The 14,068-nt window shown below is 30.8% G+C and carries 11 protein-coding genes; 5 read left to right on the plus strand and 6 right to left on the minus strand.

The features are described 5' to 3' along the window. Positions 1–158 precede the first annotated feature (158 nt). The 5 genes from FY557_RS15965 to FY557_RS15985 all read left to right on the plus strand — a co-directional run bounded on the left by FY557_RS15965 (position 159) and on the right by FY557_RS15985 (position 5,322). A complete protein-coding gene (locus FY557_RS15965) occupies positions 159–785 on the plus strand; it encodes a hypothetical protein (RefSeq protein WP_149248243.1) in 627 nt (208 codons plus the stop codon). Between the two features lie 226 nt (positions 786–1,011). Then, positions 1,012–1,218 carry a hypothetical protein gene (locus tag FY557_RS20395; protein ID WP_228451809.1) on the plus strand — a complete coding sequence of 69 codons (207 nt, stop codon included), beginning with the start codon at positions 1,012–1,014 and terminating at the stop codon, positions 1,216–1,218. 163 nt (positions 1,219–1,381) lie between these two features. Next, the gene (locus tag FY557_RS15975) at positions 1,382–1,663 is read left to right on the plus strand and encodes a hypothetical protein (RefSeq protein WP_149248244.1); all 282 of its coding nucleotides are present in this window, start codon (positions 1,382–1,384) and stop codon (positions 1,661–1,663) included. A gap of 110 nt (positions 1,664–1,773) precedes the next feature. Beyond that, on the plus strand, positions 1,774–2,910 hold the full coding sequence (locus FY557_RS15980) for a cysteine desulfurase family protein (protein WP_149248245.1): 1,137 nt from the start codon (positions 1,774–1,776) through the stop codon (positions 2,908–2,910). A gap of 24 nt (positions 2,911–2,934) precedes the next feature. Beyond that, the gene (locus FY557_RS15985) at positions 2,935–5,322 is read left to right on the plus strand and encodes a hypothetical protein (RefSeq protein WP_149248246.1); all 2,388 of its coding nucleotides are present in this window, start codon (positions 2,935–2,937) and stop codon (positions 5,320–5,322) included. A 40-nt stretch (positions 5,323–5,362) separates the two neighbouring features. Here FY557_RS15985 and FY557_RS15990 read toward each other — a convergent pair whose 3' ends face one another. The 6 genes from FY557_RS15990 to FY557_RS16015 form a co-directional block, all read right to left on the minus strand. Continuing rightward, positions 5,363–6,118 carry a hypothetical protein gene (locus FY557_RS15990; protein WP_149248247.1) on the minus strand — a complete coding sequence of 252 codons (756 nt, stop codon included), beginning with the start codon at positions 6,116–6,118 and terminating at the stop codon, positions 5,363–5,365. Then, on the minus strand, positions 6,108–7,214 hold the full coding sequence (locus tag FY557_RS15995; RefSeq protein ID WP_149248248.1) for a hypothetical protein: 1,107 nt from the start codon (positions 7,212–7,214) through the stop codon (positions 6,108–6,110). The genes FY557_RS15990 and FY557_RS15995 overlap by 11 nt, the downstream gene beginning before the upstream one ends. Beyond that, positions 7,204–9,414: a sensor histidine kinase gene (locus FY557_RS16000; RefSeq protein ID WP_149248249.1), complete on the minus strand. Its 2,211-nt coding sequence runs from the start codon at positions 9,412–9,414 to the stop codon at positions 7,204–7,206. Before FY557_RS16000 ends, FY557_RS15995 begins: the two co-directional genes overlap by 11 nt. 11 nt (positions 9,415–9,425) lie before the next feature. After that, positions 9,426–10,532: a phosphoadenosine phosphosulfate reductase family protein gene (locus FY557_RS16005; protein WP_149248250.1), complete on the minus strand. Its 1,107-nt coding sequence runs from the start codon at positions 10,530–10,532 to the stop codon at positions 9,426–9,428. Further along, positions 10,529–13,744, minus strand: coding sequence for a hypothetical protein (locus tag FY557_RS16010; RefSeq protein WP_149248251.1), 3,216 nt, complete (start codon positions 13,742–13,744; stop codon positions 10,529–10,531). Before FY557_RS16010 ends, FY557_RS16005 begins: the two co-directional genes overlap by 4 nt. Next, positions 13,728–14,068: DUF4007 family protein (locus tag FY557_RS16015; protein WP_149248252.1), on the minus strand; the 341-nt coding region annotated here is incomplete at its 5' end. The genes FY557_RS16015 and FY557_RS16010, both read right to left, overlap by 17 nt.

Below are 14,068 nucleotides of genomic sequence, written 5' to 3' on the forward strand. Positions count from 1 at the left end.
ATTTTATTTTGGTTTTTATTTTTATTCTTTCGTAAACCCGTAAATTTATTAAATAGGTATTTTTTAATATGAAGTATATCAAATTTTTAACAACCAAAATTTCAGAAGAGGTACTTTCATAAATCAAAGCAAGTAAGTATACCAATAAGAAAACTAATATGGATAAGGATTCAATAATTATAACCTGTCAAATAATAACTGCATTGGGTTCATTATCAACATTTGGAATGTTTTTATTTTTATTCCGAAAAGATAAAGACAAACAAACGCAGATTAATAAGCTAACTAGCATCACTACGTTGTTAGAAGCGCAAAATAATGTTATGAAAGAGCACAATAATTTAGTCTCTCAACAAGTTGAAATATTTAGAAATACTAAAATTTTAAGTGGCCAAGATAATAAAGCACTTTCTGAATTACGGAATATCGAAGAAAAGAAATTAAAATTAAGTGTACGACCTAATTTATGGTTAAATGGCGCTGGATATAGAGGGTATGACGGTGAACTTAAAATTGATTTAAACAATAAGGGTGAGGTAGCGTATGTTACAAATTTTAACTTGACATCTTCCGACATTATACTTCATAATGAACATCTACCTTACGAACTAGAAGGAGGACAGAGAAGATATATCTTTGCAAGGTCTAAAGGTAACAAACATATAAAGAACGCAATTTATTCTATTGAAATTCTGTATAAAGATAAAATCAATACACAATATTCTATTACCATCATTGGAGAAGGTGCAAATGTAACTTTATCTGAGCCAACCGAAATTGAATAACTCCGATTAATTTTAAAACAATTAAATGATAAAAACCATATTTATTCCTACACATTTCAAACCTATAATAAAAGATGTTGTTGAAATGTTCCCACTGGTGAAACAAAAAGAAATTGGCTTGGGAATGAAAAACAGATCTCGAAAAAGGTTGTATCTTAAAAAATTACAGGATGGTCTGATTCAGAAATCGATGGGGAAAGATTGTCTGATGATATAAATAAAGAGATTGAGAAGTTATCCTCAAAATTTCAGATTTATTTCTATTTCCCCTATCACTTCGGGACGTTACAATTATCAGTTTAGTTCTCAAGGTATATCAAGCTCGCCAAGATTATTATCAGACACAGAAAAAGTAAGTGGTGGTGGAAGTTATGGTTTTGGTTATGGATATAGCTATACTGAAGGAGTTTTGATTTGCGTTGAAATTTTATAAACACAAAAATTGAAAAATAAACTGCTCGTAAAATATGCTTTGCAAAATTATGTGACTTGGAAAATTCAAATCCTAACTTTTCCTAGGATTTTTGTTTTTTATGGAAAACAGTAAAATTATCTAGTTTAAAAGTATTAATTTAGTTTATATAAATTACGTATACATGGAATTAGAATTTAAAAGCTTGCAAGAATTTAATCGTCTAAAAATTAAACTGCAGAAAGGTGATTATCTCTACCAGCATGATAAGCCAAATTATCCATTGAGAAACGAAGTGGATATTTCTAACTTATACTTTGTCACAGAAATTAGATTTGACAATTTAGAAATTCATTCTATGGCTAAAAATAAGATACTAACTGTAAAGCTGGACGAATTAGCAGGTAGTTGGTGGATTATGAAAATTCCAACATTGATTCGAGAAAAATTAGGATTAGAGGGATAAAGAATTTTGTATGCTAATCGTTTAGTTAAAATCATTCGATACTCCAAGTAGCAAAGCTTAGTAAATATATTCACAATACATTATCAGTAAAATCCATAATTGAAATAAAAATGCTTGAATACGTATATCTAGATAACGCATCTACTACAAAAATTGATAGTCAGGTTTTGAAGGAAATGATTCCCTTCATGTCCGACTTATATGCAAATTCATCAAGTTCTCATTTGATGGGAGTTAAGGTTAAAAAAGAAATTGTACATGCAAGAGAGTGTGTTGCAAACTTGCTAAATTCGGAACCAAAAGAAATTTATTTCACTTCTGGTGCAACTGAAGCAATTAATACAATTCTTAAAGGAGTAACTTCTTCTGCTGACAAGTCAGTTCGATCTCAAATCATTACTGTAGCAACCGAGCATTCAGCAGTTCTCAATACTTGCAAGCATCTTGAGGAAATAGGATTCGAAGTAATTTACCTTCCTGTTTTAGAATCAGGATTGATAGACATAGATAATTTAAGGAATGTGGTTTCTGATAAAACCCTTATAATTTCTGTTATGCTAGCTAATAACGAAACAGGCGTAATTCAAAATATAGAGGAGATAACAAAAATCGCTCATCACTCTGGGGCTCTTATGGTGACAGATGCAACACAAGCAGTAGGTAAAATTCCAGTTGACGTTAAAGATCTAGATGTAGATTTTTTAGTGTTTTCAGGACATAAATTTCATGCACCAAAAGGAATTGGAGGGTTTTACTGCAAGCTTGATAACAATTTTACACCATTAATTCATGGTGGTGGGCAAGAAAACAATAAACGCAGTGGTACGTTAAATACCCCCGGAATTATTGGAATTGGTAAATGTGCAAAGATTAGCCTAAACCAAATGGATCAGGATAGCGAAAATATAACGAAACTTCGTAATCGATTGGAACGAGAACTCTTATCAATTGAAGGAACTTTTGTTAACGGGCACTCCACTGAAAGATTACACAACATTACAAATATATGCTTTCCTAACATAGAGGCAGATGTTCTAATTGGTATGTTAAGAAATATTTGCGTTTCAAATGGCTCTGCTTGTCATTCTGAATTAATAGAGCCATCACATGTTTTAATAGAAATGGGATTAAGCAGCAAAGATGCATTTTCAAGTATCCGATTCAGTTTGAGTAAATACAATACAGAGGAAGAAATTGACTACACAGTATACAAAGTTAAAGAAGTTGTTAGCAATTTTCAAATATAATAAAAAAACTATAAGCTAAACACCATGAAAGAACTATTTGAACAATTATATTTTAGTGCTACAGAACAGGACGTAGAAAAAACTATACAGAAATTTAAAAATATTTTCAAAAAAGAGAATTGGGTGCCTATCGGCGGAAACGAATCTAATTTTAGCATTATCGAAAACCAGCAATCCAACCCTATCGCAGCATTAATTGAAAAAGTTACCAATTCAATCGATGCTACTCTAATGAAAAGGTGTATTGAATTAGGAATCGATCCTAAAAGTACAAACGCTCCTAAATCAATGGATGAAGCAGTAGATAAATTTTTTCCAGATAATAAAAATTGGGATCTTAATACATTTAGAAGAACACAAGCAGAAGATATACAGATTATTGCCGATGGACCAACGAGACAAAGTTCAGTCATCATATACGATAATGGTGAAGGTCAACATCCTGAAGATTTTGAAAATACTTTTTTATCCTTAATGAGAGGAAACAAAAATGAAATTCATTTTGTTCAAGGTAAATACAATATGGGAGGCAGCGGAGCTATTGTATTTTGTGGAACAAAAGGTTATCAATTGATTGGTTCTAAAAAATTTGATAGCTCAGGTAAATTTGGATTTACTTTAGTTAGAGAACACCCTCTTTCAGAAGCTGAACTAACAACTAAAAAAAATACTTGGTATGAGTACTTGAAAATTGATAACCAAATTCCCCAATTCGACATTACCGATATGGATTTAAAGCTTCTAAATAGAAACTTCACCACGGGTTCCATCATCAAGATGTACTCTTATCAAATGAAAGGGATTTCAGGTTTTGCTCAAGATTTAAACCAAAATCTGAACGAATTTTTATTTAAACCTGTTCTACCTGTATTTACCATTGACACAAAAGAGCGTTATCCAAATAATAAAGTTTTGCAAACTACTGTATATGGACTTCAACGACGTTTGGAAGATGAAAAGGATTACGTAGAAGATTGGTTTTCCGAAGAGTATGAAGACGTACTTTTTGGCAAAATGAAAGTTACTTGTTATGTTTTTAAACCAAAACAAGAGGGAAAAACCGTCAAAGAAAGTAAAGCAGATATCCAAAGGCGTTATTTTAAAAATAATATGTCCGTTTTATTTTCAATGAACGGTCAAGTGCATGGTCATTACACTTCCGAGTTTATAACAAGAAGTTTAAAATATAATTTGCTTAAAGATTACCTCTTGATTAATGTCGATTGCTCCAAAATGAAATATGAATTTAGGAAAGATCTTTTTATGGCTTCTCGCGATAGACTAAAAAACGGAGCAAAAGCAGAAGAACTAAGAGATTACTTAAAAACAAAACTTATTAAATCAAAACTCGACGAAATTAATAAAAGTAGAAAAGACTCTATCGGATTAGACAGTGAAGATACATCAGAGCTGATAAAAAACTTTGCAAAAAATTTATCAAAAGATAGCGATCTTTTCAAATTGATACAAAATACACTCAAACTCGACGAGAAAACAAAAGATAAACCAAAAAAAAGAGAAGCAGACGGCAATAAACCACAGGCAAAACAGCAAAAACCATTTAAGCCTGAAAGGTTTCCTAGTTTTTTTAAATTACAAAATAAAGCTAATAATCATATCCCTGTACCAGTGGGAGGTGAAAAGACATTAAAGTTTGAGACCGATGTTGAAGATCATTATTTTGACCGGACAGATGAACCTGGTGATTTACAAGTTAGTGTTTTAAAAGTAAAACGAAACGATCATGCAGGTGGTAATCAACAAGGACACGAAAAAGATTCGGGTGAGTTGCTAAACATTATCAAATCAAGCCCGGATAAAGGAACAATCAAAATAACATTTAATCCAGATACAGAGCTTAGACAAGGTGACGAAATCGAAATTGAGGCATCGCTCAAAGGAGCTGGTGCGGAGTCTTTCCAAGAGATTGTTTTCCTTAAAATTGTTGATGAGCAACAGAAAAAAGAAACAACTCCAAAAGAGGAAGAAGATTTTAGTAATATGGGGTTACCTGAATTAGTTAGAATTACGAAAAATCAATGGGAAGGTTTAGAAAATCATGGTATTTCAATGAATTATGAGACTGTGATGAACCCTGTAGCTTCGGGAGATATTCTAGAAAAAATATATGTGAACTTAGATAGTAATGTTTTTTTAAATTACCGTAAGAAATTAAAAAATGAGGAACAAATAATAATTGCTCAGAAAAGATATATTGCCTCTGTATATTTCCACTCGTTATTTTTATACATGATTACTAAAAAGAAAAATTACAAACTGTCTCAATCAACAGAAAATAATGACGAAGAAATAACTATCGATGAATATATTCGTGATGTATTTGATAGTTATTACTCCGACTTTCTTTTAAATTTTGGGATGGAACAATTGATGGGTAGCTTAGAGGATTAAAATCTATTTTTTATAATCTAATTAAGATAGTAAACTCTTTCTAGTGACCAAATGCAGAATTATGACTCAAATTTGAAATTGTTAAATCACTATTCCATGTTGAGCCTAGAGCATATATGTATGGTCTAATGAACCGGCTTTTTGCTTTTTCTAAAAGATCTTTATATCCTGGCAAAGATGTCAAAGTATGATGTTTAGATTTTTCATAAAAATTTTTTATTATAAAATCACATGAGAGAATTATATCCATTGGAGGATGCAGTACTCTGGGTGCGGGTAAAAGTAGTAATCCCCCATAGTATTTAGGATTAGCCTCTTCAGTTATTTTATTTGCCATATGATCTCCACCAAAATTCAAATGATATGTTGGATGGGTGAATAAACTGGTGGAGGAATCACCTTTATCTAAATGCCAACTACAAATTGCTTTTTCAAAAATGTCATTTGAGAGGTACTCTCCTTCAATTTTAATTGCAACTCCCAATCTTTTAATAGGGTCCTGCAAGTCGCTTGGCTCATTAATTTGACTCAATCTTATTGTTAACTCCACTTCGAAAAACCTTTCTGTTTCACGGCATAAACAATCAATTCCTTGAGGAATTACGTGTCTCTCAATATCAATATCTTGAAAAACTAATGGCATAACTTTCTCTATCGAATAATGTATTTGACCACCACTTGAATGGCAGTTAATATTATTCAACATTCCGTGATTTTTGACATACTTTCCCCAATTACCTAAATAACCAGCTAAAGACCTCAAGTCTTTTTTGATTTCATTTAAATCACTTGCCATCTCTCGTTTTGGTATATATTTTTTTTAACTTTTCAATCTTTTCTCTGTCTAGAGGATGAATATTTGCAATTGGTTCATTTAATGCGACATCAATTGAAAAATATTGATCTTCTTGCCACGGAACTTTCGAAAAATCCTCAGCACAAAGAATACCATCTTTAATTGATAGTGGTTTTTTTGTTTTTTCACAAACAGTCCAAAAAAAATCATTTGAGCTTTTCTCTTGTTTTGTGGCAGAGATGAGATTTAAATTAAATTTTTGATTTAATTTCTCAACACGATCTGATGCATTTAGATCACCCAACTCACAATTTATACTTTCTCTCCACCAAACTATTAAATCAGTAGCCCACCATCTTTTCCAACCGTGATGTAAAATACCTCTGTATTCGAAAGAATCAATTAACAGTAATAATTTTTCCCATTCTTTTCCTGAATTATCAATATCGACACCTAATCTAGATGCTAGAATGTATTTATCAATAAGTAGTCCTGTAACAGTAATAAGATTTTTTAAAATGAATCTTACAATTTCATGATTTGGATATTGTTCTTGAATTATATATTCTAAATGATCCAATAATCTATAATCAACATTATCTGCTTTCGTGCCTAATATTACTTCAATTTCCTTATTTTTCGCAATAATTATGTAAGCATCTGAAAGAGCATACAATTGATCTATTACATCATTCTTAATATTTTCAAAATCATTTTTCTCATATATTGTGTCGAATAAGTCTTGAGCAGTAGATTCTTTCTCAAAACTTTTTTTGAACTCATATTCAGCTGAGCAAAGCACAACAGGTAAATCTTTGAAATCTCCTTTATTTATAAGAGTTCGCAATTGCTGTATCAAAGCTTCGACATTATAATCAGCCTCTTCCAAAGCAGAATTTTTTTTATTAAACTTCCAATCAATCAATAAACCATCAAACTTTCCTTGATTAGATTTTAAAAATTCTATCTCTTCTTTCCATACTTTGTGTTGAAAGGGATGTACTTTAAGCAAGTCTTCTTTAATACTTAATCCTTTCGCTGTTTCAGCTATTGTTTCTTCAGGATCATCATCAATATAATAATAATTATAACTCATATTTATCTTTTTCTTCTTCAGTAATTTCTGGAACTTCAAATCTTAAGCAAGTTTTATATCCAGATTCGGCTGGTATTACTAATGCGTTTCCTAGATAGGATTCCGCAATATCCTTTACGATTTTTAACCCCAACCCTGTGCCGGTGGCAATTTCGTTTAAATCAGAATCTGGCGAAGCAGGGGTGCTTGTTGTAAAAAAAGGATTGAATATCTTTTCTATATTTTCTTCGGCAATACCATCACCATTATCCATGAATTCGATGTAGACCATTCCTTTTTCACGTCCTCCAATAATTTTGATTTTACCAAATTCTGATTTTGTACGTTTGATAGCTTTTTTTGAATTTGTGTAAAAATTATATAATACTGAAGTCCACTCAGAAGGATGCATTGACCTTGAATACAGATTATAGCCAAAGAATTCCTTTTCAATAATTAGATTAAGTCCCTTACGATCGTATTGTATGATTTTTTCAAAGTCCTCTATTACTTTAGGTAGTAGTTGGGGACTTTTTTCTCTACTAGAGTTTTGAGTAAATGTGCTATCAATGTAAGATGTATAACTTTGAAATCTATTAAAATTTTCTTTTAGGTTTGTTATAGATTCTTTTGCTTCTGGTATCAAATCTTGCGTAGCGAGAAAACTGAGGCTTCCATTAAAAGATGGAATAAATTGTCTTATTTCATGTGTAAATTCAGCGATATTTAAACCAATTCCAGCAAGAACTCGCATCATTTCAAGCTCTTCAATCTCCTGAATAACATCATCTATAATATCGTCATTATCTCCAGTTTTCAGATCTTCTAATTTTTGTTTTGCACTCTTACCATAATTATTATTAGTTTGGTTGGAAGTGCTATCTGATGAACCTGAAGAATTACTTTTCTTCTTTTTTTCTGCTAATCTTTCAGAATTAATTCTTTGTGCAGCTTGACGAAGTGCTTTATATATAAAATCCGTGAGTTGATTAAATGCCTGATTTTCTATTAAACCTTCTCTACTAGAAGTTTCTTCGAAGGTTAAGTTATTAGAATTAACTATTTCTACAAAGCCAAAAAAGTTACTATTACTGAAAGGTACGTGTGCTTGGTCTTCTCCTTTAGCAGAACCCTTTTCTATACTTAGCCAATCATTCCCTCTTTCTCCATATGGGAGAACGCGAAAACCATTACGATAGAGCCTTATACCTCCATTATCTTGCCCAAAAGAATATATTCTATTATACTCCATTTTAGGAACATAACCTTTATACCAATCAAAGTTATAAATGAAATAATAAGCTTTAAAATGTATTTCATCCAAACTAGAATAATCTCCATCAATTATAATAGAATCATCTATATCGAAGCGAGTACTCTTTACTTCGCATATACCCTGGCCATCCAGTATATAACCCTCAATAACTCCTAAAGAATTATCAAAAACCATTTTATCTAGATTAGCAATTGAAATTACTTCTTGCCGATCCTGCTTTAAGCACTCCACAGTAAAAGAATCGTCTGATCCCTTTTGTGCAATATTAAGATTTTTACTTCTATCAGAGATAAAATCAGGTTGCAGCAATTCTGCCACATATCTATAGACACGTCGAATCTGCGTTTCCGACCATGCTTCACGCAAACCTTCAATAATTAATTTAGTTCCACTACCTTTACTGAAAATATTATCAAGTTCTTCAATGGGATTAAATATGTCAGTCAGATTTTCACTAATTTCATATTTTGACCAATTTATCGTCAGTTTTAAAGCTTTATTAGAATCTTTATTTTTAGTTATTATAGTTAGGTATTTGCCAAGACGATGTGTAGCAAATCTACCTATTCCTTTTTTTCCAGCCCTAGTACGTTTATAGACTGGAGATATTGGATAATTAATTTTATCTGGAGAAGATAATCTCATGAATCCATTTACTAATTGCTGACGAGTCATTCCATTTCCATCATCCTCAATTTCTAAAGAACCACCTTCTACATCTGTATTTATATACCTTAGGGTAACCTTATTTGCATCTGCATCATATGAATTCTTAACTAGTTCAGATACTGCAGTCTCTGCGCGACCAACTAATTCATTTCCTAGACGATTAATAATTCCAGCATCAACACTAAAACTAATTGCACCTGTAATATTGGAAAGCTTTTCTTCGATGACTTTCCTTTGATCAATTAACTTTTGTATTTCGTCAAGTTGATTTTCCATTATAAGCAGATTTATATAAAACAACTTGCACAGCCCTCTCCTTCAGAGTCATCTAAAAGATCTAAAAGATAAGCTGATTTTTTGTTTTGGTTATTTTTTTGTAGTTTTTTTATTTGTTGTTCTTTAATCTGAGCCATACGCTCTGGCTTGACAATATCTTCAAGACTTTCATCCTGCATCCAGGTATAACCATCTTTTTCGTATTGCAATGCTTTATTAAAAAGTTCACGATGCTGTTCATATAGCCATATCCATTCTATCTTTTGTTGATAAAAACAGAAAAAGCAGCCTGAACGACTTCGGGCATATTCACCTTTTTGACCATTTAATTCAAATTCAATTTTCTCATAATATTTTGGAACCCCAACACCACTATTATTCAAAATCTTAAAAATATCTTCTCGTACTAGATTATCTTCATTATCTAGTAATGCAAAATCATTTTCATAAGCTAATGGATATTGTGTTGTTTTTAAAAACTCAAAAACAACCCGATTAAATGCCTGAATATCTATATCCAGTAAATCATTTAACTTATCTTTAATCGTATATCTTGGAGAAATAATTTCTTCAACAACTTCTTGAATTCTTAATAATTTTTGAGCTGGTATATAATCATCATACCATGTAAGAAGGTTTTCAATATTGGAGTTTTTTAAAACTTTCCCAATAACATCTTCACTCCAAATATTTCTACGAAAAGGAAAAATTGACTGGATGTTACCTTTTCTTGATATATATCCTTCTCTATCTTCATCACCTCTAATGCCCACATAAGAAATGACTAAATCGTCACCTACCCAATCCTCGAAAGGTTCTAATTTAAGTTTTTTGGTACACCAACGAGCATTTGAAGAAGGTAGATAGCCTCCATACAGTTTTAAAAAGTGATCAAAAGGATCTTCGTGGCTTTTTTCTGCGGCTTCAATATGTATTACCTTTTTACCGGTATGTGTTTCAATATTACGGATTAAGTCATACGTTTCTTGCAGTTCTTTTCCAGTATCTGTAAAGTAATATTCGATATCTAAATGAGGATATTTCTCAAATAAATAGATAGCTAAGGCACCACTATCCTTGCCCCCTGAAATACCCATTACGTGCCTTACGTTTCTCATTTTTTTAGTTCTTCTTGCAATAAATTTGCAAGTATGGTTATATTAATTCTGGTATCACCTACCAGTAGTTTTTTTAATTCTGTTTCTTTTTCAGAAATCTCTTTTGTTTTTTCCTTAGGTAAACGGATTAAGTTTTTCTTTAACCCATCTACGAATGAAGTAATTTCTATCTTAAAGATTTCTTCTGTTGATTCATCGAAATCTTTTTGACTAATTTCGCTAAGATTATCCAATTCTGCAATAGTATCTGTAAAAATTGTATATAATTTAGCTTCTTCCTCATCAGTGATCTTATCTAAAGTCTTTCCTAGACAGACCTGAACCAATGAATTGAGCCAAGCATTTTTATCATCTAATGGAGAATTCAATCTTTGAACAAATATTTTGTGATTAGGTTTTAAAAGATGTTTCTTAATTGTTTTAAACCTATTCTGAAGCTTTATCTTATATTCTTCAAAATCTAAATTTTCTCCAATAATTTCATTTAAGATATAAAGCTCGAATCTTTCAATTAGTCCTGAATAAGAAGTTCTGATCTCTCTTATTGATAATTGAATTTCCGCAATATAACTTTCCAATTTCTTTGTATCATTCTGCAACTCTATCATACTTACATCCATTGCCGAAGGGAAATCTTCGAAAAATGTTTTTTCAGGATCTTTTGAATTGGCAATAGCATCCCTCAGTCTTAGTGCTTTTTTTCCTAGTCGTAAAGTTTTCTTTGAATAATCAGGAATCTCTCTATAGAATTTAAGGAAAGGTTTTACCGTTTCAATAAAACTCTGATTGGTAATGGTCTCCTTTTCCGTTTGTTCCAGCATTTCTCTATATTGGTTAAACATTCTCAGCTTAACACCTTCTACATCAAAAGCTTTTACTTCATAATCTTTTGCTTTTTTAGAAACCAATTCTAAATTATCAAAAGTCAGCTCAGGAATATAGATATCTTTATTAAATAGCGCAAAATCATTTCTCTTAATAAAAAGAAATATTGGCAACCAAAAATCTATAAATCCTTGTTTCAATTTGAAAGGCCTTACAGACAATTGCTCAATAAAATCTTGTAAATTTCTTTTACTATACTTGGAAGATTCCAAAAACCTTTCTCCTAATTCCCAAACTGCATTGTAACTCTCATCTGTAGGTCTTGAAACTGTTAACTGGTCATTCTGTATTTGATGAATTCCAGTTTCTTTTAGTAAACTTAGATAAATAGTTTTTTCAGGAGGGAAATGGGTGGAATTAAATCCTAAATTTTCAACCTTCCAATTATCTAATAAGTTTTTCAGCAAAACTTTTTTTGCCGTAGAGATAGGAGACGAAATCTTAGTTTTATTAACCATTTCATTTCTGAAAATGGGAGTTCCTGTATATATATCTTCATCACAAATTCTTGAAAGTTCTATATTCAAAACTTTTGCAGAAGTTATTTCTAGCAGTTCTCCATGATAGAACCATTGTACATTGCCATTATTAGAATATAAATCTTCATTAATTAACTTATTTAAAGCACTCTTATGAAATTGTTCTAATTCGCCAAGTTCATTTAAAGCAATTTTATCATCGTGATAATCATTTTTTATCTTCTGAATTTTTAAAATTTCATAAATGCTCTCTTCTATTTGCTTATAGTTTTGATAGTAAGCTACTAATATTGCCTCTTCGGAAATTTGAGAAAATTCAATAACTTCTTGCTCTGCTACATTATTCGATAGAATTAAATTAATAAAACCATCTACTTCTCCAATCGGAATCTCGTCAACTAAATTATCAACTAATTTAAATTCAAAAAGACGAGGTGTACCTTTAATATAAGATACTGACTTTGCGATTATATAATTACCTGTAAAATAGTCTCGTACATAATCTATAATATTTTTAGGTTTCTCTACCGACAAAGAAGATTCTTCTAAAGCTTTTTCAACATCTAAATCAGTTCCTTGAGCTAATACAAAACGATTGGAATATCCTACATATCTTAAGATTCGCAATCTTACTAATTCATCAATATTTTTTTTTGAATCATGAATACCTAAAGAAAGCAGTGCATATTGTTCAAGAAAGGCCTCATCTATATCACCAGACGAATTTCCAAAAAGATTTAACAGACCGATTGTCTTTATAATTTTAACAGCATTATTAGGATTTCCTATAAATCTGCCTTCTGTCATTTCTATGGCTGCTCTAATATTTGTCCACTGGGAATAATGTGGATTATATTTGGTTGTCAGAAATGAATAATAGTTATGAATTAAATAATCATAAACACAAGCAACATTGAAATACGGATTTCCAATACTATCGTAATCCAGTAAATTATAAGGATCATTTGAATCTAAAAATGAAAACAATGATCTTTCATTTTGTCCATATTTCTGCAAGGACAATGTAAGAACAGATGCTGATAATACATCCAAAGGAAATAATTTTTCACCTATTTCTTCATTGAAATAATCTCTTAATGGAAATAACTTTGAATCTTGTATAATTTTAAAGAGGGCTGTAAAACTATCATTTTCATTTTTAAATCCTAATTTATCAATTCTTTTTGCAGCCAAAAATAAAAGCTGTTCTACAGGCTCATTGAAAGTTATTTCTTTTAACCTTCCTTTTACCTTATCCCATTCATTTTTCTGAGCTTTAGATAAATTAAAAGCATATTGATTGAAATCCTGATGTAATGTTGAAATGAAAAGTATATTTTTATTCTTATCATTAACATATTCTGCTAGTTCTTGTATAAAATACAACTCTTCCTCAGGATTGTTCTGAGCAGCATATTCTAAGAACTTGCCAAACTCATCAGCAAGAATTATTAAACCTGAATTTAATTTTGAATAATACTTTTCTATTGCTTTTACAATGTTATCAGTATTTATATCTTCAACAGCTAAAAAATCGGCAAATTCCTTTTTAAAGGATGTATATTTCCCGACAAATTTTATAAACTCAAAGCCATTAAAAGCTTTATTGTGAAAATTATCTGAAAGATTCGTTATATCATTTTCAAAAGCTTTTAAGAAAGCAGATTTCCCTGTTCCATAAGCTCCAATTAAATTATATGCTCTAATCCCAATCTCAAATCCATTTACCAACTGTGAGTAAACTAACTCAGCATTAGGTGTCAGGATATAATCTATTTGTACACCATTATCTCTCACTATATTCACAGATGGAGAAAAATGGTAATTACTTCTATCTGTAATATTCATTAAGAATTTCCCATTTATTAATCTGTTCCTTGAACTGTAATGTCCTATTGCCTGCCGTTTCACTATAAATTATATTGGCATATTGGCTACTAATGTTCATAATATGTTTATATAATTCTTCAGCATTAAGAGCAAAAATATTTCCCGGAGAGTTCTCTCCAGTAAGTAATTGTCTAAAACTAATTGTTTTATCCTCAAAATTATCAATTATAGCATATAAAACAATTTCAGAGGGTAAATTGTTTCGTTTTTCATTTCCTATTCTGAACCATTCTTCAGTCTTATCATCAATACCAATTTTTTTATACTGATGAATTAATTCTA

Origin of the sequence: Chryseobacterium sp. SN22 (genome assembly GCF_008329705.1) — a bacterium.
Taxonomy (GTDB): Bacteria; Bacteroidota; Bacteroidia; order Flavobacteriales; family Weeksellaceae; genus Chryseobacterium.

What these genes read in the sequence shown, in the direction of transcription:
- FY557_RS15965 (WP_149248243.1), top strand. Translation starts at nt 159, where the DNA reads ATGGATAAGGATTCAATAATTATAACCTGTCAAATAATAACTGCATTG.
- FY557_RS15975 (WP_149248244.1), top strand. Translation starts at nt 1,382, where the DNA reads ATGGAATTAGAATTTAAAAGCTTGCAAGAATTTAATCGTCTAAAAATT.
- FY557_RS15980 (WP_149248245.1), top strand. Translation starts at nt 1,774, where the DNA reads ATGCTTGAATACGTATATCTAGATAACGCATCTACTACAAAAATTGAT.
- FY557_RS15985 (WP_149248246.1), top strand. Translation starts at nt 2,935, where the DNA reads ATGAAAGAACTATTTGAACAATTATATTTTAGTGCTACAGAACAGGAC.
- FY557_RS15990 (WP_149248247.1), bottom strand. Translation starts at nt 6,118, where the DNA reads ATGGCAAGTGATTTAAATGAAATCAAAAAAGACTTGAGGTCTTTAGCT.
- FY557_RS15995 (WP_149248248.1), bottom strand. Translation starts at nt 7,214, where the DNA reads ATGAGTTATAATTATTATTATATTGATGATGATCCTGAAGAAACAATA.
- FY557_RS16000 (WP_149248249.1), bottom strand. Translation starts at nt 9,414, where the DNA reads ATGGAAAATCAACTTGACGAAATACAAAAGTTAATTGATCAAAGGAAA.
- FY557_RS16005 (WP_149248250.1), bottom strand. Translation starts at nt 10,532, where the DNA reads ATGAGAAACGTAAGGCACGTAATGGGTATTTCAGGGGGCAAGGATAGT.
- FY557_RS16010 (WP_149248251.1), bottom strand. Translation starts at nt 13,744, where the DNA reads ATGAATATTACAGATAGAAGTAATTACCATTTTTCTCCATCTGTGAAT.